Consider the following 21,248-nt stretch of genomic DNA (forward strand, 5'->3'; position numbering starts at 1 on the left):
CGAATTTAAAACGCGAACATGACGAGTGATTATTCACTCGTCATATCCTTACCATTCAATTATATTTTTATAGTTCCTTACAAGTTAGGCCGACTTATAGATTCGATTTTGTTTCCTGATTGTTAGAATTGGCGTTCTTATCCTTTTTCTCAGTCTCTTGAGAAGGTTCTTGTCTATAATTCTTGGAATTGAGATCGTCACCAGGCTGTCTCATCTCTTGAGCGTTGTAATTTCTAGACTCAGCCTCTCTTCCTGGCTGTCTTATCTCTTGATTGAAATTCCTAGAATCGCCCTCTCTATCTGGCTGCCTCATCTCTTCATTAAACTGCCTAGAATTGGATTCGTCACTTTGCGGATTTTCAAATTCCTGATATGCATCTTGTTCGGGTTTCTTAAAAGTAGTATCATCTTTACGGCCTGCTTCTTCCCTACTGATTGTCTCACTAGTATTCTTTGCCATTTGATTTTCCTCCTTTTAATTTTTAAAATTTTACTTCAGGTTAACTTGTAACCTTAATTATGTTGTACCACCCTTTGTAGGAACCTAAACTTTTTTTGATAGATTTGTTACTTCTGTACTATCTATCATCTATCGAAATCGTTTTTTATCAAGCCAATCATTCTATTATTTAGATCTATTAAAATCGCCTATTGATTTCCGCTCCAGGCGCTTCGCTTTCCGCGGGCGGCCCGGGGAGCCTCCTCGTCGCTGCGCTCCTGCGGGGTCTCCCCTGCCCCGTCCTCCCGCAGGAGTCTTCGCGCCTTCCGCTCCAATCAACAGGGTGCCAAAATCAACAATAAGCTTTAACATAACCTATTATTTAAAAAACGAGCCTTTCTTTTTCCCTCTTAATAGGTCACCGGTCCAGCCATTAAATTTCAAAAATCCATAAAGTAGGATGGTTGAGACTCCAATTAGAATGACGGACATTATATAGCCGAACTTCCATTCCAGTTCCGGCATATGCTTAAAATTCATCCCCCATAATGCCCCAAACGCCATGACTGGGGTAAAGATCGTTGTGATGACCGTTAAGGTTTTCATAATTTCATTTCCACGATGGGATGAGATGACTTCCTCCAAATTAATGATTGAATCAAGCTCATGTTCATATTCATTGAGCAATTCAACCGCCCGGTCAATCCGTTTACACGTCGTCTTAAAAATATCTCCCGTGCTTACCTCATTTAGATTGATCTCCTCTATCCCCATTTTTAACTCTTTTATCGGGATTAATAGATTCTTCCAGACTAATAGTTCATGCCTTTGCGTATAGATTTTTTCAAGAATACTCGTTTCATTTCGTTTCCGGACACTCCAGATTAGTGTTTTTAACGCATCTTCAAATTGATCGATCTCAAACAACATTTCATTCATAAGTTCTCCCAAAAAAATTAAAAAGCCATCAACCGGGTTTTCCGTTCGATCAATGAGCCTGAGTAGGTCCTCCGTATGGATATGTTTAAAGGAAGACAGCATCAGATCAACTGTAATCAATTGATCCGTACTTACATAAAAATGAAAGATTTTATAATCTAGTTCCTCTTCAAAATTTTGCTGATAAATAAGTGAGCCGGTCACAACCTTCTTTCCATTATCAAGTGTTTTTATCCGTAAGAAGTTTGTTTTATGTTCCTGAAGCTGTTCCAGCCATCCGGTGCTCCCGCAGTTAACATTTTCAATAATTGGTTCTATTCGTTCACTGTCGTTTTTGTCAAATTGATACCACTTCCATTTGTTCGGTCCGATAGTTCTCTCCATAAAAGTCTCCTTTTGGCAAAAGTCTTCCTAATTAAATCCCCTAATTTTAAAAAAATGAAACATAAAAAATAGGTTTTAAATGCAGGGAAACGGGTATGAAAGGATTAATAGAACTTAGTTGAAATGAAGTCCTATTTTAAGAGATTGTTAAAATCTAAAGGAGGTCTTGATATGAAACGAGTTTTGCCTACAATGGTTGTGGTTGGAATGGGGGCATCTGCAGCGATGTGGTTATCTTCTAAACCGAACAGAGTAAAAGCAGAAAGTGTCTTAAGAGACTGGAAACGTAAAATTAAACCTTCTCCTTTTGATAAAAGTGAAACACTCCCGATTGAAAAAGGAGGACACCCGCATCCACATGATCTAGAAGATAATAATATGGTCAGCGAAGGGGCTATGTATTCGGTTCAATTTTTTAATGAGAAAATGCAGTGATAATCGGTTGGGGCACGTTACTGCCCCAGCTAATTTTTTGACCATTTGAGGTGGTAAAATGAATTTATTTTTTTTACTCATCTATTTCATCATCATTACAGCCGTTATCGAAATTTACGTGGTTTTATTTCGGTTAACAGGGCTCAAATTGGAGATTTCAAGGTTTCAGGTCATATCTTTGATGACAGGCACGGGCTTTACTACAGGAGAATCCGAGCTTATTTTAGGCCACCCCATTCGAAGAAAACTTGCCACTTTCCTGATTCTGTTTGGAGCCTTCTCCCTTGCAGTGATTATTTCATCAATTAGCAATTTCCTTTCTGACGATCTTAGAATGAATCACATTTTATTTGTAGCAGGTGGTGTCCTGCTAGTCTTTGGGGTATTAAAGCTGGCATGCATTCAGAAATTATTATCGAAATTATTTCATAAAAAAATGAAACAGAATATTGAGCTTGGTGATTTGCCAATCCGGGACGTATTTTTAACAGAGAAAGGAGATTATCTACTAAATCTTCATATCTATAAAGACTCTTCTCTCGCTTTCAAAACGATAAATCAAGTGATAAAAGAACATGGGCGGCTTGAGTTTGTTGTAATTTTTATTAAAAGAGGTGAATTAAAGATTAGAAGAAACATCTACAACGAAGAAATCCATGAAGGAGATCAGCTGTTTTTATTTGGAGAAAAAGAGGTTATCACCGAGTATTTTAAAGATGATATGAACATCATGGAAGAAAATTTAAAGAATCAACATCATACTTCGTTAACTAGGCAGTTTAGTTGAACAAAACACTTTAGGACAAAGGACATAATTTGCAGCATAAAAAGCAAATAGAACAAAAAAATCATCCCGGAGGACCTCAGGGATGAACTTTTTATGTTCTTATCTTTTTTTTTTCAAAAAAAAATGTTTCGTTGTTCCACAAAGCGGGTATTGATACTTGGCAGGGTGTAATTTAACAGCTATTGGAAAGGTATAATCTTTTGCGAAGCTTTGAAATAACATTTTTTTACATAAAGAGGAGGAATAAACTTTGAATAACTTTTATGACACTAAAAATATTTCGGCTTATATTATCGAAAACAAAGAAGAATTTCAGAATAAGCTGTTATCCGAGGCTGTCAATGTTGCCTCTAATATTGAGCGTATTTTACAAGCTGGAAATATTGATCTTTTAAAAAATGCTCAAAGGCTAGTTCTTTACGTTGTGGAAAATAGAGCAGATGAACTCATTGCTTTTGCTAAAGAAGAAGGAGTGGCTTGGGCGAGATTTTCTTTAACTCTGGCGTTCAAACTAGAATGGGTACATGCCATTAGACGTGCCTTATGGCATTTCATAAAACTTTATGATCAATTAAATGAGAAAGGCAATTATATTGAAGATTTTTTCGAATTGGAACATAAAGTTAATGATGGGATTGATGAATTTCTAAACACCTTTTTCATTAGCTATTCACAGTATAAAGATGAATTAATTCTTTCTCAAAGGAAATTAGTTGAACATCTCTCGGTTCCCATCATACCAGTTAGCACAACTGTAGCTGTATTGCCGTTGATTGGTACGTTTGATTCTTATCGAATGGATATTATTGAAGAAAAAGTTTTAACGGATATATCAAGGTTAAGGATTCTGACATTGATTATTGACCTTTCGGGAATATCGGACATGGACGAAGGTACCATTTCTCATTTTCAAAGAGTATTGATTGGTGTAACGTTGATGGGTGCTAAATCAATCCTAACTGGATTACGCCCTGAACTTGTAAGAAGAATGGTTAATTTAGGAATTGACCTTCACAGTTATACAGAGACAAAAGCAACGTTACAGCAAACATTAAATGAACATCTTGTTGTTTAGCACTCACAGTATTTAGAATGAAATAATTAGAAGAGCTTAGATATTCCAAGCCTTCTTTTGTTTTCGAGATTTTTAATTTTGGTTCCGTTATACTTGGTTGTTGATTTCCGCTCCAGGCGCTTCGCTTTCCGCGGGCGGTCCGGGGAGCCTCCTCGGCGCTAGAGATGAGCGGGTCTCCCCTGCCCCGTCCTCCCGCAGGAGTCTTCGCACCTTCCGCTCCAATCAACTTGGCTATAAATCCTTAATTTCAAATCTTTTTTACTTCTAAATTCGAAATGTGATAACCACTGATTGTGTGGACTTTGAACAGATATCCTTCTTGTACAACTTCACTTCCTTTTTGGGAGTCAAAGTTTTGTGATAGAAACCAGCCGCCAATTGTAATTATTCCTGCAGTCGCTAAGTTTGTACCGAGTAAATCATTTACGTCCTCTATTAATAGTTTTGCATCTACTAAATAATGGTTTTCCTTGATCTTTTGAATCTCTGCCACTTCATCCGCATCAAATTCATCTCTAACTTCTCCGACGATTTCCTCAATAATATCTTCAACCGTAACCAAACCAGAAGTCCCACCGTATTCATCTATTAGGATGGCCATATGGGTACGTTCTTTTTGCATTTTCACCAATAAGTCATGAATGGGAATGGTCTCGATCACGTAAATAACAGGATTGATATAGGATTTTACCTTCAACTCTTCCGTATTACCTTTATTCATTATTTTTGCTGTTAAGAGTGCTTTAACGTTTATGATTCCGATTATATTATCTATATCACCGTCCATTACTGGATATCGAGTATAATTTTCGCTTTTCACCCTCTTAATAACTTCATTAATCGTGTCGTCCACCGTAAGGCTGCTAATCTCCGTGCGAGGGACCATGATTTCTTTTGCTAATCTCTCATCAAATTCAAAAATATTGTTTACATATCGTAATTCATTCTGATTAATCTCGCCGCTCTTATAGCTTTCTAACAAGAGGATCCGCAGCTCTTCTTCAGAATGAGCTGATTCCTGTTCAGATGCTGGATTTAAGCCAAATAGACCGGCCAGCAGACGGGCAGAGCCATTTAATAGCCAGATAAACGGAAACATGATTTTGTTAAACCATATGATTGGCCGTGAGAAGAAAAGTGTTACAATCTCCGCTTTTTGAATTGCTACTGTTTTCGGCGCCAATTCACCAATTACTACATGTAAAAAGGTAACTGAGGCAAAGGCAAGCCCAAAGGATAAAATATGTGTAACAGATTCATTTAGGTTGAGTACCGTTAACAATGGGTGCAGCAGCCTTTCTACCGTTGGTTCTCCTAACCATCCCAGCCCGAGTGCCGTTACTGTGATTCCCAGTTGGCAGGTTGAAAGGTATTCATCGAGATGTGATACTACCTTTTTAGCTGCTACAGCACCCTTCTTTCCTTCCGCAATCAATTGATCAATCCTAGAGGGGCGTACTTTTACGATGGCAAATTCGATTGCGACAAAAAATCCAGTAAGTGCGATTAATAGTGTGATTAAAAGTAAATTTATTATCATCAAGAGAAGTTTCACTCCCTCTCTTTTATTAAAAATAACAATCCGAAATCATCTGAGTTTCGGATTGTTATTCGTGCGATCAGGTAACAACCTGTCCCTTTTTCTTAAATCTTTTATTCTACTATTTTCTTGTCTATCTTATTATCTAGCTTACCTAAATATTTCGTGGCAAATTCCTTTCCTCCTAGACCGAAGGCGAGGCCGAATGCTAATGCTACTCCACCTAATACGAGAATAAAGGCAGCATTTACGATGGAATGAGCAACCCCAAGCTGGTCTAATGCCATAAAGACAGTAACTGCAAAGATTGCATATTTCCCAACAGCTGCAAGTGTCCGCGAGTAGCTGTTCTTTAAAATGTTTTGTAAAATACGTTCTACTAAATGACCTAAATATAATCCAACTCCTAAAATAACTAGAGCAGCGAATAACATCGGTAAATAAGCAATCACGCCTGTTGCAAGAGTCACTAAGAACTCTAAGTGGACAATTTGTAATGCTTCCACTGTAAATAATAAAACAATCACTATTTTTGCGAGCATACCAACGATTTGTGAAAGATTGTACTTGGATTGCTCTGGATTTAATGAGCCAATGCCCATATGGTGAAATAAATTGTTAAATCGTAAGCGCCAAAGCATTTGAGTAACCATTTTTTCGACCCATTTTCCAAGCCATAAGCCCACTAAGATTAAGATTACCGCCACAGCGATGTTTGGAATGAGGGAGAGCACATGATGAAGCATCGTTATGGCTGGATCAGAAATTCCTTTCAGATCGAGTTTTTCTAAGGCTGTAATAATCGTCGGAATTAAGATTAAGATAAACACAATATTGCCGATCATACTTGAAAGTGTGGTTCCCTCTCCTGTTGGGCTTAACCCAAACCGTTGACCAATTCTCTCTGTACCAATACTTCTTAAAAAGTTGGTTAGAATATCACGGACAATTTTTGCAATAAGCCAGCCGACAAAGACAATCAGTGCGGCAGCAAATAACTTAGGTATAAAGGCAAGCAAAGTTGATAGAGTGTTTGCGAAAGGTTCAGAAACACCTTCCATTTGCAATGCATCCAAGACACCTGGTAAAAATAGTAAGAAAACAAAGTAGAAAAGAGCTTTTGCGATACTGTTTACCTTACTTACAGCATCCGCTGGATTATTTGCCATCTTCCACTGGACTAAAAGACGTTCAAAATGAAACATTGCAGAGGCCTTTTTAAAGAGCATACGAACGAGTGAGGCAACTGCCCAAGCTAGTAGTAATATTAGAGCAGCTTTTAAAACGTTCGGAATCGCTGCTGTAATGATTGATAACATTTGAACCAGTGGTGTGGCAATCAAGTTTAAGTTCAGCATATTAAAAAAGATAATCCACACAAACACTAGTAAAATATAATAAACAATTTTTCCAATAATCACTTCGGATGAGTATTTTCTCTTTTCAAAGTTTGAAAAAAGCTTATCATCAAAGCGTGTTTTCTTTAAAATGGCCTCGACACCTTTTCCGATACTCTTAGCGATCAACCAGCCAACCAATAATACAATCAGGGCAAACAGCAAGTTCGGAAGCTGATTAAAATAAGAGTACCAACCCATCATCATTTGATTCATATCCATCGTATCGATCTCCTTTTCCTAATTTTTCAGTTTTGTTATGATACTTTTTTTGTCGCAACAATGACCAGTCGCCCCATGTCTAATTCTCCTTCAAATTGCTGGGCTTCAAAATAAGATAATCCTAAAGATTCCATGTTGGAGCGTAGTTCATCCCCACGAGAACGAAATACATTTGCCAATGATTCAAAGACACCCTGATCATATTCCTCCATACCATTTGTATCAGTTACATCTGTTAGATCCATTGAACGGTCTTTGTCGTGGGCCAATATGTAGACCTCCTCTTTTGTAAAACCCTGATTTAAAAATTGAACCACTGACTTTTTTGCTTCAACGTCATTTTCTACTATCTTCACTTGCTTCATTTTTACTACCTCCTAGAGTTGTAGAATCATAATTAACAGCTTCAACTTATTTACGTAAGTAAGTTTTCTATTGGATATATAACCCTAATAAAAGAAATGAAACCTTATTTTTTTACTAGTTGGTTCATACTCCATCAATAAAAAAATTTTTCAAATGGGAATCAGAGGCTGCTAAAAAATGGCTTTTAATAGAAAGAAAACGATTTTTTATTCTAGTATGGATCATCCATACCTTACTCTTAAAAAAATTGAGGTTTCGTATTTTATACAGTGGGAATATAACCAATATGCAAACGAAAGGGGCTGAAAGGTATGAGTTTAATAGCAAATCCAATAACCATATTGGCACCATTAACCTCCCACGTTTACTTATTGGATGAGATTTCATTGCTTAACAGCAGATAGCGCAGCTCTTGGCACTTCTAAAAGATACTTACCGTTCAATTAGAAGGAGGAATCAGCAATGACTAGGAATTGGAAGAAAAAATTATTAGTGGGTGGAATGGCTGCTTCCCTTACATTCGGCGGATTAGCCGGTTGTGGAGATGGAGTCGACCAAGATAATGGCATTAATGATGGACAACAAAAAGATGCCGTAGATAATGATACACAGAAGGAAGCCAACGGAACGATGAAGGACGCGAAGGCGAACATGAAAGAAGCTATGAATAATGTAGAGAAAAAATTAGAAGATAACGGTGTTGGTGATGGAGTAGATCAAGATAATGGTATTAGCGATGGTGAAAAGAAAGATGAACTAGATAATAAAAATCCATAAGAACAAATACTAGGAGGGTAAACAATATGAATAAGGATAAATTGTCAGGTAATGTAGATCAAGTAAAAGGTGAAGCTAAAGAGCAATGGGGTCATTTAACAGATGATGATTCAAAGGTAGCAGAAGGAAAAATGGATAAAGCAAAAGGGAAAGTAAAAGAAGGCGTTGGCGAAGTAAAAGATAAACTATCAAGATAGTAAACATTCACATTGGCAGCCTATTAATGATACTACTATATTCATTTTTTATAAAACATCCAAATTTTAAATAAGAGGAGGAGTAAAATGAACAAACATGAAAAAAACATTGTAGGTGTGTATCAATCCGAACAAGAGGCCATTGCAGCAATTGAGGATCTTGTAAAATGGGGATACGATAAGTCAGAAATCAGTGTAATCGGTAAAGATCACAATCATGTTGATTACGTTACCGAAGAAACAGGCACTGCAGTCGAAGATACCGCAGCAACAGGCGCGATTACAGGTGGGGCACTTGGTGGCGCAACAGGACTATTAGCTGGACTTGGCGCTCTTGCTATACCGGGTATTGGCCCGATAGTTGCCGCAGGTCCAATCGCCGCAAGCATAATGGGTGCTTTAACCGGTGCAGGTTTAGGCGGATTAACTGGAGCACTAATCGGACTTGGAATTCCAGACGATGACGCTAAGTATTATGGGGAGTCCGTTGAAGAAGGTAAGATCTTAGTCCTGGTCAAGAAAAGAGAAGACTCTGCCCATAATATGGTCGACAGTGAAGAAGAGCCCCCTTTAGACGTGGAACCAACACCTGATCATGAGGGAGACCGATTCAATACGATGAGAAATCGAAACCCTGCCTTGAGTAACAAATATTAAATAATTTAATGAATTAATTGTGTCATAAAAAATTCAAAAAGCTGCAGGCAACGAAATCGTTGCCTGCATCCTTTTTGTTTGAGGGGCATTTGTGATCATGGCGATTTCTAATTAATATCCAGTAAATGTCGTAAGTTTCGTGAAATGTGTTATAAGAGTTCGGTAATATGTAATAAGTTCTCGAAATTATGTAATAAGTAATTTGTAAACGATCTAATTTCCAATTAATATCCAGCAATTGTCGTAAGTATCGTGAAATATGTTATAAGAGTTCGGTAATATGTAATTAGTTCCTGAAAATATGTAATAAGTAATTTGTAAACTAACTAATTTCCAATTAATATCCAGCAATTGTCGTAAGTTTAGTGAAATATGTTATAAGAGTTCGGTAATATGTAATAAGTTCCTGAAAATATGTAATAAGTAATTTGTAAACTAACTAGTTTCCAATTAATATCCAGCAATTGTCGTAAGTTTCGTGAAATATGTTATAAACGACCGGAATTATGTAATAAGTTCTCGAAATTATGTAATAAGCAACCGGTAATTTTTAAAAACCAACAAAAAAAGAAGAGGTTCCCCAACCTCTTCTTCTTCATATAAAACCCCTTTAATTTAACCGGCCGCCTTCCCCCAAGCAGCCTATCTCTCCCTTAACGACTAGCTGAAAAAGTCTGCTAAGATATCAAGGTTATTTTGCATAAAATCTAAAGCGATATTCGGCATCACACCAAACAGCACCGACCCAACCACAGCAACAATCAAGACCACAATAATTCCAAATGGAAGATTGAACTTGCTGTCATCGCTTGCCGGACGGAAGAACATTTGCGTCATCACGCCGAAATAGTAGAAATACGAAACGACCGTCGTCGCAATCATAATCGACGCAAGCACATAATGCGGTGTACCATAAAATGCCCCGATAAAGATGTTTAATTTTCCGATGAAACCAGCTGTACCCGGGAAACCTGCCAACGAAACAAGCAGTAAGCCCATCACGACTGCAAGCACCGGCGAGCGGCGATACAATCCAGCAAAATCAGCAATCTTCGTTGAACCTGTTTTTTCGCTAACCACCTGGATGACCGCAAATGCGCCAAGGTTCATGAACAAGTAAGCGAGCAAGTAGAACCAGATTGAATAAAACATATTCGAGCTTAAAGATGTTAACGCCACTAAAATATAGCCGGCATGAGCGATACTTGAGTAAGCAAACATCCGTTTTATGTTCGACTGCTTCAAAGCAATCACGTTACCAATAATCATGGTTGCCCCAGCGATAAAGGCGATATAGTCCTGCATATCTAGCAAAATCGGCATTTGTGGATTTCCAACCGATGCAGCCGAACCAAATACTGTTAACAAAATGCGGAGCACAATCACAAAGCCCGCTGTCTTCGAAACCACACTTAGAAAAGCGGTAACTGGTGTTGGCGCCCCTTGGTAAACATCAGGTGCCCACATATGGAACGGAGCCGCACCCAATTTAAAGGCTAATCCAACAAAAACCATCAAAAATGCCAAGGTTAACAAGTACGCTTGCTGGCTATCCGTAACCGTGGACAACCGGCCGGCAATGTCGAGCAAGTTGGTTGAGCCTGTTAAGCCATAGATATAGCTCATCCCAAACAACGTAATCGCCGTCGAAATTCCGCCATTGATGACGTATTTCATTGCTGATTCGTTAGACTCTAAATGATACTTGCGGATCCCCGCTAAAATATAAGAAGAAACAGTTAACAATTCCAAGCCGATAAACAGCGTAATTAGATCGCCGCTGGATGTCATAATCATCGCACCGAGCAAGGCCGATAAGAACAAGTAATAAAACTCGCCGCGATATTCTTCCAAGCCGTCTTTCGGCTCATAGCTGACGGCCAAGAACATGACCAGACCTGCACCCGCAAGCAGCAATAATTTAAAGGCCATCGCAAAACTATCTAAGCGGAACGAATTCTCCAAAATCGACGTCACTGGTCCGCCGACCATGCCAAGCACAGAAACGATCGCTGCAAAAATGGCCGCAATCCCGATCCAGCCGAGAATTTTTCGATCCATATTTTTCGGCATAAATAAATCTAAAAGTGTAAGAAGTGCAGATACACCAAGGATGATGAACTCTGGCGTCATGGCACTCCAATTCATTTGCTGCAAGGTCTCAAGACTCATCCTTCATCACCCTCCTATCCCTAGCATGATCGTTTCAAGTGTAGTTTGTAGCGGTGCGCTGAGGACACTTGGGAAAACCCCAATTAAAACGATTAACAACATCAAAATAACCACCGGCACGAATTCCACGCCTTTCAGATCAAGGACGCCGGTAAATTCACGATGTGACTTGCCGTACGTAATCCCTAACACCGCGCGAAGCAAGTAAGCCGCCGTCATGATAATCCCGATCGTACCAACCGCGGCAATCCACGGCATTTCTTTGAAAAGACCGAGGAACGCCATAAACTCACTGACAAATCCAGACATCCCTGGCAAGCCAAGCGACGCCATCCCTGCAGCCAACAAGAAGCCCGCTGCAATCGGCATGCCCTTCGCCATTCCGCCCAGATTCTCGATCAGCGATGTATCGGTGCGTTCATAAAGGATGCCCACCAAGAAGAACAACAGCGCGGAAATCAATCCGTGCGAAATCACTTGGAAAATCGCCCCCTGAACCCCAGCCTCATTCATCGCCGCAAGTCCGATTAACACAATACCCATATGAGAAATGGATGAATAAGCCAAAACCATTTTAAAGTCTGTTTGAATGAACGCTAGGAACGCCCCGTAGAGGAGGTTAATCACTCCAAGGACAGCAATCAGCGTCGCAAGTGTCTTAAATTGCTCGGGAAATATACCCATCCCAAAACGGATTAATCCGTACGCACCGATTTTCAGGAGAATCCCTGAGTGGATCATAACAACAGAGGGCGGCGCTTGAACGTGTACCTTCAGCATCCAGCTGTGTAATGGGAAAATCGGTAATTTTACACCAAACGCAATCAATAAGGAAATGAACAAGCCAAGCTTTAAGTCGCCAGACAGCGGCGCATTTGGATCGGCCACAATTTGAACTAACGCATCAATGTTTGTTGTCCCTGTTTTTGCAAACAGAATCATGATGACGATCAGCAGTACGGCTGACCCTAAGCCGTTATAAATTAAGAAGCTGTAAGCTGCCTTTTCTTTTTCAAAATAACCCCATTTTCCGATTAAGAAGAAGGTCGGGATTAAGGTGATTTCAAAGAAGATGAAGAACAGAATTAAGTTTTCGGCGGTAAATACGCCGAGCATTCCGATTTCTAACAGAAGGAAGAGCATGAAATAGCCTTTCCATTCCTTTTTCACAAACTTTGCCGCCGCAATCGCTGACAGCGTCGCTACGACCGCTGTGAGGACGACCAGCAAGAGTTGAAAGCCGCTCAAGGCAAGTTCATAGTACACCGAGAAAACTGGCTCTTCGACGCCGGTCATGCCGCGGAACTGAATCCACGGGACGGATACGGTAAAGTCCGCCAAATCCTTGCCAAATTGATAATGAAGATAGGCCGCTAGGGCCAACAGTAAGGCCGGCAGCGTGGCTAGGAAGCCAACCGCTTTAATCGCTTTTTCCGCCGTTTTAGGCATGATAGCCAAAACGATGATACCTAGTAAAGGGGAGAATACTAGGATTGAAAGAACAGATGTTAAATTCATCGTAAGTACCCCCCAGTTAATGCAAAGATGACAACGAGTACCGCTAGCCCAATAAAGGCGACCGCGCCGTACGTTTGAACCTGTCCGGTTTGCAGCTTCGAACCTGCTGCTCCAAGACCTTGGACAATCCCAACCACACCCTTGACGAGTCCACCGACAAGGAAGACATCAATGAAACGTAAGAAGTAGCTGAGTCCTTTTGTGAATGCGACCACCGTCAGTTGATAGAACTCGTCGACATAATATTTATTCGTTAAAATCGTGTGTAATGTATCCCCTGTGCCGCTTAACCAGTTGCGGGCCACAGAACGCTTGCTGTACATCAAGTATGCAAGGTAAATTCCCGCTAAGGAAACAACCGTTGCGGCAATCATGATCCAGCTTGGACCTTCGACGTGGCCATGGTGCGCGAGCGCTTCGTTGCCATCGACAAGCCAGTCGCCAAGGAACGTTCCAAACCAAGGTGTATTGACATAACCAGCAACAATCGCCAGCACACCGAGGAGAATCATCGGGTAAGTCATGTTCGCTGGTGATTCATGCACATGCTTTTGTTCTCCTCGTGCTTCACCGGTAAATACCATGAAGAACAAGCGGAACATATAGAAAGCTGTCATAAATGCGGCCGCAAGTGCGAGTAAGAAGAGGAATGGATGTCCGCCTTCCCAGGCCGCAACTAAAATTTCATCTTTGGAGAAGAATCCGGAAAGCCCTGGGACACCGCTGATTGCGAGTGTTCCGATTAAGAATAGCGGTCCGGTTAGTTTGAGCTTTTTCCAAAGTCCGCCCATTTCTTCGATGTTCTGTGTATGTACCGCATGAATGACGGAGCCGGCTGCTAAGAATAATAGCGCCTTGAAGAATGCGTGTGTCATCAGGTGGAATACCCCAGCAACATAACCGGCAGACCCTAAGGCAAGCATCATGTAGCCAAGCTGTGAGACCGTTGAATACGCGAGTACGCGTTTAATATCGGTTTGTACAAGACCAATGCTTGCTGCAAAAATCGCGGTAAATGCGCCAATCACGGCGATCGTAAGGAGCGCTGTTTTGCTCGCTGCGAACAGTGGAAATAGTGCCGCTACCAAATAAACACCGGCCGCTACCATCGTTGCCGCGTGGATTAAGGCCGAAACAGGCGTCGGACCTTCCATCGCATCCGGAAGCCAGGTGTGAAGCGGGAACTGGCCCGACTTACCAACCGCCCCGATGAAAATAAGGATGGCGGTTAAGGTGATCATGGTGCCTGACACCGCACCGGCATCAACGGCAGCGAAAATTTCACTATATTCAAAGCTTTTGGTTTCCCAGAATAGCAGAATCATGCCGATAAATAAGCCTACATCCCCGATTCGGGTCATAATGAACGCTTTTTTCGCGGCCACCTTCGCTTCGTCCTTGTAAAAATAAAAACCGATTAATAGGAAGGAACCGACACCGACAAGCTCCCAGAAAATATAGGTTTGCAGCAAGTTTGGTGAAATCACCAGACCAAGCATTGCAAACGTAAAGAGTCCTAAATAGGCATAGAATACTGGAAACCGCTCGTCCCCTTGCATATAACCTTTGGAGTAGGTATGTACTAAGAAACTTACGAGCGATACGATAAACAGCATTAATGCATTTAATTGATTCACTTCAAAGCCCGCTGTTAGATGCATATCTCCTATCGTGAGCCAGTCAAATTTCGTAACATAGGTTGGCTCAGAAAAGCGCTCGAATAATACCAAAATCGAGTAGACAAGCGATGCCAATGTGAACAGAATCCCCACATACGCACTCGCCTCCTTCAGTCGCTTCCCGAAAAGAAGAAGGATCAAAAACGATAATAGCGGGAAAAGCGGTATGAGCCATGCATTCTCCATCATTATCACTATCCCCTTAGACACGGACGGTGGCTGCCACCACCCGAGTTTTGTCGAAAGTTAATTTTTATCTGGTGCCTGACACCCTTCGTGGACAAATCTGCATAAACGTCCGCGTACAGTGGACAAATCAACACAAAGTTGCAGTGTACGTCCACCGTGGACAAAATGACGAAGTGTCTTTTCGTGGTGCCTGACACCCAATTTTTTTTAGTTTTTCATTGTGTCCATTTCGTCGATGTTGACGGTCTTTTTGGCGCGGTAGAGTGAGATTAAGATGGCTAGACCGACAGCTGCTTCGGCTGCTGCGACGCTGATCGCGAACAGGGCGAAGATTTGGCCGGTAATGGACGGCGCCATTCCATATTTGCTGAAGGTAACGAGATTAATATTGACCGCGTTCAGCATTAATTCAATCGAAATCAGGACAATCACGGTGTTCCTTTTGGTAAGTGCACCGTATAAACCGATGCAAAACAAGATCAGTGCAAGTGCCAGGAAGGTTGAAGCGGGAACAGAACTCATTGGTCGTCCGCCTCCTTCTTCTCATTTTTCGCTAAGATAATCGAACCAACAAGGGCGACTAATAGTAAAACAGACGTTAACTCAAACGGAATGATGTATTTTGAGTAAAGTGCTTTACCGATTTGCATCGTGTTGTTTTCATGCAAGGTGGTCGGAACCTGTTCGATATTGAAATTGTAAATGCCAAGGTAAACAGCAAATGCAAAGCCGAGAATCCCTAAGAAGACGAGGATTTTTCTCCATTTGCCTGTTTGTGGTTCGTGTTCATCATTATGCTTTGTTAACATGATTCCAAACAGCATGATGATGGTAATCGCACCTGAATAGATTAAGATTTGCACAGCTGCCACAAATTCGGCTGACAGCAGCACGTAAATTCCAGCGATTGCGACAAAGGTGAAGATCAGTGAAACGACCATATGAACCACCTTGGTAAGGTTTAAAAGAAGCACACCGCCGATAATGGCGACAAGTGCGAGCCCCATAAAAGCGAGGAATTCGCCTGAAAAGGTCATGGTTTATTCACCTGCCGTATGTTTTCATCGTTTTCATCTAACCATTCTAGGTTTTTAAATAACATGTCACGGCTGTATTCAGCGAGCTCGAAGTTATTGGTCATGATAATCGCTTCGGTCGGGCATACCTCCGTACATAAGTCACAAAGGATGCAAATTTCAAAGTTAATATCATAGGTATCAATGATTTTCCCTTTTTTCGTTGGGTCCGGATGCTTTTTACCCGTTAAATTAATACAATCCGTCGGACAGATGTTCATGCACTGATTACAAACAATACACTTTTCCGGATAAAACTTTTGAATACCGCGGAACCGGTCTGGCAGTGGAAGCGGCTTGTTTGGATAATCATACGTTACCTTTTCTTTGGTCAAGTTTTTTAGGGTATATTTCAAGCCTTTTGCTAATCCAAGCACGTTTTTCACCCCTTTTACATTTTAAAGATGGTTTCCTTTATTTACGCTGTTAAACTTGGCGGTTGATTTGTTGCTCCAGGCGCTTCGCCTTCCGCTCTAATCAACTTGGTTATAAAAATCAATACTGACCTTTAACACAGCTTTTTTTTAAAAGAATAATGATTTAACTAATGCTGTTAAGAATATGTTTGCTAGTGCGATTGGCAACAGTACTTTCCAGCCAAATTCCATGAGTTTGTCGGCGCGGAAACGTGGTAGTGTTGCCCGCAGCCAGATGTAGACAAAGACGACGACACTGAATTTAAGTGCAAACCAGACGGCGCCTGGGATGAAGTCCAGGAAGCTGATTGGTGCCAGCCATCCGCCAAGGAAGACGACGGTAATGAGTGCGGACATTGCGAATAAGTACACATATTCAGCGAGCATAAAGAAGGCCCAGCGGAATCCGGAATATTCTACGTGGTATCCAGCGACTAGTTCGTTTTCCGATTCCGGCAGGTCAAATGGTGTCCGGTTTAATTCGGCGATTGATGCAATGAAAAAGACGATGAAGCCGATTGGCTGTAAGAGTATGAACCAGCCATGTTTTTGTGCTTCGACGATATCATTTAGGTTTAAACTTCCTGATAAAAGGATGACGCCTAGGACGGACATGACTAACGGGATTTCGTAAGAAATCATTTGGGCTGAAGCACGCATACCTCCTAAGAGGGCGTACTTGTTATTTGATGCCCAGCCGCCAAGGAGCATGCCAAAGGTGGTTAATCCGCTAACGGCAATATAATAGAGTAATCCGACACCAATGTCAGCAAACTGAAAGGCGTCTGTGAACGGCATCGTCGCTAAGACCATAAAGGATGGCGCGAAGGCGATGACTGGTGCAATGATAAATAATGGCTTGTCGGCTGCCTTTGGAATAATGTCCTCTTTTAGTAACAGCTTGAGGACGTCTGCGACGGTTTGTAATAGTCCCCATTTACCGCCGACCTGGTTTGGACCATGGCGCAGCTGCATGTAGCCTAAGACTTTCCGCTCTGCTAAAATTCCGTAGGTAACAAATCCTAATACGATTAAAAGCAAGACAGCGCCGAGTAAAAAGAAAATTCCAAAGTTAGCCCAACCCGGACTTGACTGGAGCAATTCTTCTATCATTAGCCGTCAACCTCCCCAAGGACAATATCAACTGCCCCTAAAATAGCAATCATGTTTGCAATGTTTTCACCCTTTAAAAGTTTCGGGAGAATTTGCAGGTTATAGAAGGATGGTCTTCTAAACTTTAAGCGGTACGGCTCTTTTTTGCCGTCGCTATAAATATAGCAGCCAATCTCTCCACGCGGTGATTCAATGCGGACGAAGGCTTCCCCTTTAGGTGCCTTAATGATTTTCGGCACTTTCGCCATAATTGGACCTTCCCCAGGAAATTGTTCCACGGCTTGTTCAAGGATTTTCAAGGATTCTTCAATCTCCGCAAGACGCAAATGGTAGCGAGCTAAGCAATCGCCGTCTTCTGAGGTTGGTACATCAAAGGTAAAACGGTTGTAAACGGAGTAAGGCTCATCTTTACGAAGATCCCATTTCACGCCTGTACTGCGCAGGTTTGGTCCGCTCAGTGAATATTGGAGTGCCTCTTCTTTTGTATACTTGCCGACGCCTTTGACCCGGTCGAGGAAGATTTCATTTCCGGACACAAGATCATGATAGCCTTTCAGCTGGCCGCGCAGGTACGGTACAAAGCTGCCTACTTTTTCAATCCAGCCTTCAGGTGCATCCCACTTCACACCGCCAACGCGCATATAGTTGAAGGTCAAGCGGGCCCCTGATAATTCGTTGAGCATATTGATAATCATTTCGCGGTCACGGAAGGCATAGATGAACGGACTTGTTGCACCTAAGTCAAGGATATACGTACCCCAGGCGACAAGGTGGCTGGCAATCCGGTTCAATTCCATCGCAATCACGCGTAAGAAATCAGCTCGTTCAGGAATTTCAATCCCCATCATCGTTTCGACGGCATGACAGAGGATATAGTTATTGGTCATCGAGGACAAATAGTCCATTCGGTCGGTGTAAGGAATAATCTGCGTATATTGCAGGTCTTCTGCTAATTTTTCGGTCCCGCGGTGTAAGTACCCGATGACAGGTTTCGCTTCGGTAATGATTTCCCCATCAATTTTAACAACTAGCCGGAACACTCCGTGCGTACTTGGATGCTGAGGGCCGACGTTTAATATCATTTCTTCTGTTCTGATCATTGGTTACACCTCCACGTCGTACGGCTCGTAATCTTTTCGCAGTGGATGGCCAACCCATTCTTCGCCTAGCAAGATGCGCCGTAAGTCTGGATGTCCTGGAAACTTGATTCCTAGTAAATCATAGGCTTCACATTCAGGCCATTCTGCGCCTGCCCAAAGTGGCTGCAAGGACTCGATTGTTGGTTCGCTGCGGTCAATCCTCACTTTTAGGGCGACGGACTGACGGTTTTTGTATGAGTATAAGTGAACATAAACTTCCATATGTGTTTCAAAGTCTGTCCCATGAAGCTCTGATAAATAATCGAACCCTAAGAGCTCGTTGTATTTTAAAAATTGAGCTACTTTGTAATATGTATCACGCTTCGCCACAAGGGTTGGAACGTCCTTAGATAGTTTATTAATATAAGAATCTTCTAAAACATCCGGTCCCAGATGTTCGGTAATCACCTTCACATACTTTTCGAGGTATGGCTGGTTTGGTGATGGCTTCGTTTCGGCTGCCGGTGCCGCTGTGGCATCCGTTTTTCCGCCTGCTGCGGCTGCTGCTTTCGCCTTGGCCGCTGCTACTGCTTTTGCCTTTGCTTTCGCCGCTGCAATCGCTTTAGCTTTTTCGTCATCGCCGCCTGCTGCTGCTTCTGAGTCGGTTCCTGCTCCTGCCGCTTTTGCTTTCGCCGCTGCCGCTGCCTTTGCTTTGGCTGCTGCCACTGCTTTCGCCTTGGCCGCTGCTGCCGCCTTTGCCTTGGCATCGTCTCCTGCTGGGGCGTTATCGCCTTCACCAGTGTCGGCGTCGGCTGCTGGGGCTGCTCCGCCAGCTAGTTCCATCGCTTTTTTCTTCGCTGCGGCCGCCGCTTTTGCTTTCGCTACCGCTGCTGCCTTTTTCTTTGCTAAATCGTCACTGTCTTCTGAAGCCGAAGTTTCAGCCACTGGTGCTGGTGTTTCAACTGGCGCAGATTCCTCGGCTGGGGCTGTACCGCTAGCAAGCTCCATTGCTTTTCGCTTTGCCGCTGCTGCCGCCTTCGCTTTCGCTACCGCCGCTGCCTTTTTCTTCGCTAGATCATCGCCGTCATTTGCCGGTATTGGCTCTGGTGCTTCGGCCTTAACTGGTTCCGCCGGTTTTTCCTCCTGCTTCGGAGTTGGTGAGGCTTCCCCTGCAGCCTTCGCCGCCCGTTTCGCCGCCGCTGCCGCTTTCGCCTTTTCAACGGCTTCCTTTTTTAACTGATCAAGATCTTTATCCCCACTCATCGGTTAGATCACCTTCTTCCCAGTCTTCGCTTCATAGCGAATCTTTTCCTTTAATTTATTGATTCCATAAATTAAAGCGGCTGGGTTTGGAGGGCATCCAGGTATGTACACATCGACAGGAACGATTTGATCGACTCCCTTAACGACGGAATAAGACTTTACATACGGCCCACCTGCTGTCGCACAAGAACCCATCGCAATGACCCATTTCGGTTCAGGCATTTGGTCATACAATCTTCGTAAAATTGGTGCCATCTTCTTCGTCACCGTTCCAGACACAATCATACAATCGGACTGGCGTGGTGACGTACGGAAAAAGGAACCCGAACGATCCAAATCATAATTCGCACCGCCTACACCCATCATCTCAATCGCACAACAAGCTAGACCAAATGTCACCGGGTAGATCGAACTGCTTCGAGCCCAAGCTTTAATTTGCTCTAGCGTAGTCATAAATACATTTCGCTGTAACTCGGACATTTCTTGTTGTGAAATGCCATCTAGTTTTAATTCCATCGTAGCACCTTCTTTTTCCAGGCATACACAAGGCCAATTAATAACATAATAACGAAAATCAACATCTCGATTAGTGCAAAAATCCCCAGTTTATCATAGGCCACTGCCCATGGATATAAAAACACGGTTTCTACATCAAAAATAACAAACATCAAGGCAAAAATATAATAGCGTACATTGAACTGTACACGGGAATCGTGAAAAGGCTCAATACCGCTCTCATATGTGGTATACTTCGCTTCGCTCGGTTTATGCGGACGCAGAAGCTTACCTAAATATAACGCCACCACAGGCAGCAGCACCCCAAGACATAGAAACGCAAAGACGATCAGATAATTATTCTGATATACATTTAGAAGTTCCATGCCTATCCCCTCCAATGTTGTAAATTTTCATACTAATGAATATTGTAACCGAATTCATTATAGCATTGTTACAAACCCATGTCGACAAACCAAATTCATAAAAATTGGAATTCAATCCGCCGCGAAATTCCTGATTAAAAGGCTCTTGAGAGCTCGCTCTCAAAAGAGACTTTCAATCAGGAATTTTGCAAGCTTCAGCGATAGCTGAAGCGCAGGATGCGCTAGCATCCGGCGGGTAGAATTACAATTTACACCTGAACTAAGTCGTCGACATGAAGTCCCCTCCCCTGAGCATTTGCGTGATCTCGCAGAAACACATCCTGAATTACTTCAGAGATGACGCAAGAGCGAACCCGCCACACTAGATTAAAAGAACATGTTTTAGCGCACGTGATCTGGAGCGTTAGCGGAAGATGACGTGCATAAAGGGTTCGCAAGAACCCCATAACCTACCTAATAATTCGACAACAACCCCTATTTAACAACAAAATGTGAACAATGTCAGTGAGTTTTGTCATTAAAAATACATCAAATATCTCTTTTTTTAAACAAACTTATATTTTTCTAAAAAAGTAATAAACAAACCAAACAAAACTCAACCTCACATTAATGTAAACATGTCCCCTCTACAATCATATTCACACCCA

General features: G+C 42.1%; 22 protein-coding genes. 6 read left to right on the top strand and 16 right to left on the bottom strand.

The window, feature by feature from the left end; all coding sequences use genetic code 11:
- Positions 1–94: 94 nt before the first annotated feature.
- Both AB7942_RS15545 and AB7942_RS15550 read right to left on the bottom strand, forming a co-directional pair.
- Entirely contained in the window at positions 95–460 is a 366-nt protein-coding gene (locus AB7942_RS15545) for a hypothetical protein (protein ID WP_369447565.1), read from the bottom strand.
- Between the two features lie 357 nt (positions 461–817).
- Positions 818–1,762, bottom strand: coding sequence for a magnesium transporter CorA family protein (locus AB7942_RS15550; RefSeq protein ID WP_369447566.1), 945 nt, complete (start codon positions 1,760–1,762; stop codon positions 818–820).
- A gap of 171 nt (positions 1,763–1,933) precedes the next feature.
- On the opposite strand from AB7942_RS15550, the gene AB7942_RS15555 reads away from it, so the two are divergent.
- The 3 genes from AB7942_RS15555 to AB7942_RS15565 all read left to right on the top strand — a co-directional run bounded on the left by AB7942_RS15555 (position 1,934) and on the right by AB7942_RS15565 (position 4,059).
- Positions 1,934–2,197, top strand: coding sequence for a hypothetical protein (locus AB7942_RS15555; protein ID WP_214732848.1), 264 nt, complete (start codon positions 1,934–1,936; stop codon positions 2,195–2,197).
- Positions 2,198–2,255: 58 nt separating this feature from the next.
- A complete protein-coding gene (locus AB7942_RS15560) occupies positions 2,256–2,984 on the top strand; it encodes a hypothetical protein (protein WP_369447567.1) in 729 nt (242 codons plus the stop codon).
- Positions 2,985–3,234: 250 nt separating this feature from the next.
- Positions 3,235–4,059, top strand: coding sequence for an STAS domain-containing protein (locus AB7942_RS15565; protein ID WP_369447568.1), 825 nt, complete (start codon positions 3,235–3,237; stop codon positions 4,057–4,059).
- Positions 4,060–4,306: 247 nt separating this feature from the next.
- Here the strand turns inward: AB7942_RS15565 and AB7942_RS15570 are convergent, their stop codons facing one another.
- From AB7942_RS15570 to AB7942_RS15580, 3 genes are all read right to left on the bottom strand, one after another.
- Positions 4,307–5,602, bottom strand: coding sequence for a hemolysin family protein (locus AB7942_RS15570; protein ID WP_369447569.1), 1,296 nt, complete (start codon positions 5,600–5,602; stop codon positions 4,307–4,309).
- A 110-nt stretch (positions 5,603–5,712) separates the two neighbouring features.
- The gene (locus AB7942_RS15575; protein WP_369447570.1) at positions 5,713–7,218 is read right to left on the bottom strand and encodes a mechanosensitive ion channel; all 1,506 of its coding nucleotides are present in this window, start codon (positions 7,216–7,218) and stop codon (positions 5,713–5,715) included.
- A 35-nt stretch (positions 7,219–7,253) separates the two neighbouring features.
- The gene (locus AB7942_RS15580) at positions 7,254–7,583 is read right to left on the bottom strand and encodes a YflT domain-containing protein (RefSeq protein WP_369447571.1); all 330 of its coding nucleotides are present in this window, start codon (positions 7,581–7,583) and stop codon (positions 7,254–7,256) included.
- A 463-nt stretch (positions 7,584–8,046) separates the two neighbouring features.
- On the opposite strand from AB7942_RS15580, the gene AB7942_RS15585 reads away from it, so the two are divergent.
- The 3 genes from AB7942_RS15585 (at position 8,047) to AB7942_RS15595 (ending at position 9,215) form a co-directional block, all read left to right on the top strand.
- Positions 8,047–8,361, top strand: a complete 315-nt coding sequence (locus tag AB7942_RS15585) for a hypothetical protein (protein WP_369447572.1) — start codon at positions 8,047–8,049, stop codon at positions 8,359–8,361.
- Positions 8,362–8,387: 26 nt separating this feature from the next.
- Entirely contained in the window at positions 8,388–8,558 is a 171-nt protein-coding gene (locus AB7942_RS15590) for a CsbD family protein (protein WP_088090184.1), read from the top strand.
- An 87-nt stretch (positions 8,559–8,645) separates the two neighbouring features.
- Entirely contained in the window at positions 8,646–9,215 is a 570-nt protein-coding gene (locus tag AB7942_RS15595; RefSeq protein ID WP_369447573.1) for a general stress protein, read from the top strand.
- 660 nt (positions 9,216–9,875) lie between these two features.
- Here AB7942_RS15595 and nuoN read toward each other — a convergent pair.
- The 11 genes from nuoN to AB7942_RS15650 all read right to left on the bottom strand — a co-directional run bounded on the left by nuoN (position 9,876) and on the right by AB7942_RS15650 (position 20,601).
- Positions 9,876–11,387 (bottom strand): NADH-quinone oxidoreductase subunit NuoN, encoded by a 1,512-nt coding sequence (nuoN, locus tag AB7942_RS15600; protein ID WP_369447574.1) that lies wholly within the window; start codon positions 11,385–11,387, stop codon positions 9,876–9,878.
- A 6-nt stretch (positions 11,388–11,393) separates the two neighbouring features.
- Positions 11,394–12,905 carry an NADH-quinone oxidoreductase subunit M gene (locus AB7942_RS15605; protein ID WP_369447575.1) on the bottom strand — a complete coding sequence of 504 codons (1,512 nt, stop codon included), beginning with the start codon at positions 12,903–12,905 and terminating at the stop codon, positions 11,394–11,396.
- Complete coding sequence (nuoL, locus tag AB7942_RS15610; protein WP_369447576.1) at positions 12,902–14,773, bottom strand: NADH-quinone oxidoreductase subunit L; 1,872 nt, start codon at positions 14,771–14,773, stop codon at positions 12,902–12,904. The genes AB7942_RS15605 and nuoL overlap by 4 nt, the downstream gene beginning before the upstream one ends.
- A 207-nt stretch (positions 14,774–14,980) precedes the next feature.
- The gene (gene nuoK, locus AB7942_RS15615) at positions 14,981–15,295 is read right to left on the bottom strand and encodes an NADH-quinone oxidoreductase subunit NuoK (protein ID WP_369447577.1); all 315 of its coding nucleotides are present in this window, start codon (positions 15,293–15,295) and stop codon (positions 14,981–14,983) included.
- Positions 15,292–15,810: an NADH-quinone oxidoreductase subunit J gene (locus AB7942_RS15620; protein WP_088090190.1), complete on the bottom strand. Its 519-nt coding sequence runs from the start codon at positions 15,808–15,810 to the stop codon at positions 15,292–15,294. The genes nuoK and AB7942_RS15620 overlap by 4 nt, the downstream gene beginning before the upstream one ends.
- The gene (gene nuoI, locus AB7942_RS15625) at positions 15,807–16,226 is read right to left on the bottom strand and encodes an NADH-quinone oxidoreductase subunit NuoI (protein ID WP_088090191.1); all 420 of its coding nucleotides are present in this window, start codon (positions 16,224–16,226) and stop codon (positions 15,807–15,809) included. Before nuoI ends, AB7942_RS15620 begins: the two co-directional genes overlap by 4 nt.
- Positions 16,227–16,373: 147 nt before the next feature.
- Complete coding sequence (gene nuoH, locus AB7942_RS15630) at positions 16,374–17,378, bottom strand: NADH-quinone oxidoreductase subunit NuoH (RefSeq protein WP_335438449.1); 1,005 nt, start codon at positions 17,376–17,378, stop codon at positions 16,374–16,376.
- Entirely contained in the window at positions 17,378–18,478 is a 1,101-nt protein-coding gene (locus AB7942_RS15635; RefSeq protein WP_088090193.1) for an NADH-quinone oxidoreductase subunit D, read from the bottom strand. The genes nuoH and AB7942_RS15635 overlap by 1 nt, the downstream gene beginning before the upstream one ends.
- 3 nt (positions 18,479–18,481) lie before the next feature.
- Positions 18,482–19,720, bottom strand: coding sequence for an NADH-quinone oxidoreductase subunit C (locus AB7942_RS15640; protein WP_369447578.1), 1,239 nt, complete (start codon positions 19,718–19,720; stop codon positions 18,482–18,484).
- Between the two features lie 3 nt (positions 19,721–19,723).
- A complete protein-coding gene (locus AB7942_RS15645) occupies positions 19,724–20,236 on the bottom strand; it encodes a NuoB/complex I 20 kDa subunit family protein (protein WP_214999302.1) in 513 nt (170 codons plus the stop codon).
- Positions 20,227–20,601, bottom strand: coding sequence for an NADH-quinone oxidoreductase subunit A (locus AB7942_RS15650; protein ID WP_168241277.1), 375 nt, complete (start codon positions 20,599–20,601; stop codon positions 20,227–20,229). The genes AB7942_RS15645 and AB7942_RS15650 overlap by 10 nt, the downstream gene beginning before the upstream one ends.
- Between the last annotated feature and the right edge of the window lie 647 nt (positions 20,602–21,248).

The sequence above is a fragment of the Neobacillus sp. BF23-41 genome, assembly GCF_041106275.1.

Coding starts and splice junctions, on each gene's coding strand:
- AB7942_RS15595 (WP_369447573.1), top strand. CDS start 8,646: ATGAACAAACATGAAAAAAACATTGTAGGTGTGTATCAATCCGAACAA.
- AB7942_RS15550 (WP_369447566.1), bottom strand. CDS start 1,762: ATGGAGAGAACTATCGGACCGAACAAATGGAAGTGGTATCAATTTGAC.
- AB7942_RS15575 (WP_369447570.1), bottom strand. CDS start 7,218: ATGGATATGAATCAAATGATGATGGGTTGGTACTCTTATTTTAATCAG.
- AB7942_RS15605 (WP_369447575.1), bottom strand. CDS start 12,905: ATGAATTTAACATCTGTTCTTTCAATCCTAGTATTCTCCCCTTTACTA.
- AB7942_RS15650 (WP_168241277.1), bottom strand. CDS start 20,601: ATGGAACTTCTAAATGTATATCAGAATAATTATCTGATCGTCTTTGCG.
- nuoL (WP_369447576.1), bottom strand. CDS start 14,773: ATGATGGAGAATGCATGGCTCATACCGCTTTTCCCGCTATTATCGTTT.
- nuoN (WP_369447574.1), bottom strand. CDS start 11,387: ATGAGTCTTGAGACCTTGCAGCAAATGAATTGGAGTGCCATGACGCCA.
- nuoH (WP_335438449.1), bottom strand. CDS start 17,378: ATGATAGAAGAATTGCTCCAGTCAAGTCCGGGTTGGGCTAACTTTGGA.
- AB7942_RS15620 (WP_088090190.1), bottom strand. CDS start 15,810: ATGACCTTTTCAGGCGAATTCCTCGCTTTTATGGGGCTCGCACTTGTC.
- AB7942_RS15545 (WP_369447565.1), bottom strand. CDS start 460: ATGGCAAAGAATACTAGTGAGACAATCAGTAGGGAAGAAGCAGGCCGT.
- AB7942_RS15645 (WP_214999302.1), bottom strand. CDS start 20,236: ATGGAATTAAAACTAGATGGCATTTCACAACAAGAAATGTCCGAGTTA.
- AB7942_RS15560 (WP_369447567.1), top strand. CDS start 2,256: ATGAATTTATTTTTTTTACTCATCTATTTCATCATCATTACAGCCGTT.
- AB7942_RS15580 (WP_369447571.1), bottom strand. CDS start 7,583: ATGAAGCAAGTGAAGATAGTAGAAAATGACGTTGAAGCAAAAAAGTCA.
- AB7942_RS15555 (WP_214732848.1), top strand. CDS start 1,934: ATGAAACGAGTTTTGCCTACAATGGTTGTGGTTGGAATGGGGGCATCT.
- nuoK (WP_369447577.1), bottom strand. CDS start 15,295: ATGAGTTCTGTTCCCGCTTCAACCTTCCTGGCACTTGCACTGATCTTG.
- AB7942_RS15640 (WP_369447578.1), bottom strand. CDS start 19,720: ATGAGTGGGGATAAAGATCTTGATCAGTTAAAAAAGGAAGCCGTTGAA.
- AB7942_RS15635 (WP_088090193.1), bottom strand. CDS start 18,478: ATGATCAGAACAGAAGAAATGATATTAAACGTCGGCCCTCAGCATCCA.
- AB7942_RS15585 (WP_369447572.1), top strand. CDS start 8,047: ATGACTAGGAATTGGAAGAAAAAATTATTAGTGGGTGGAATGGCTGCT.
- AB7942_RS15590 (WP_088090184.1), top strand. CDS start 8,388: ATGAATAAGGATAAATTGTCAGGTAATGTAGATCAAGTAAAAGGTGAA.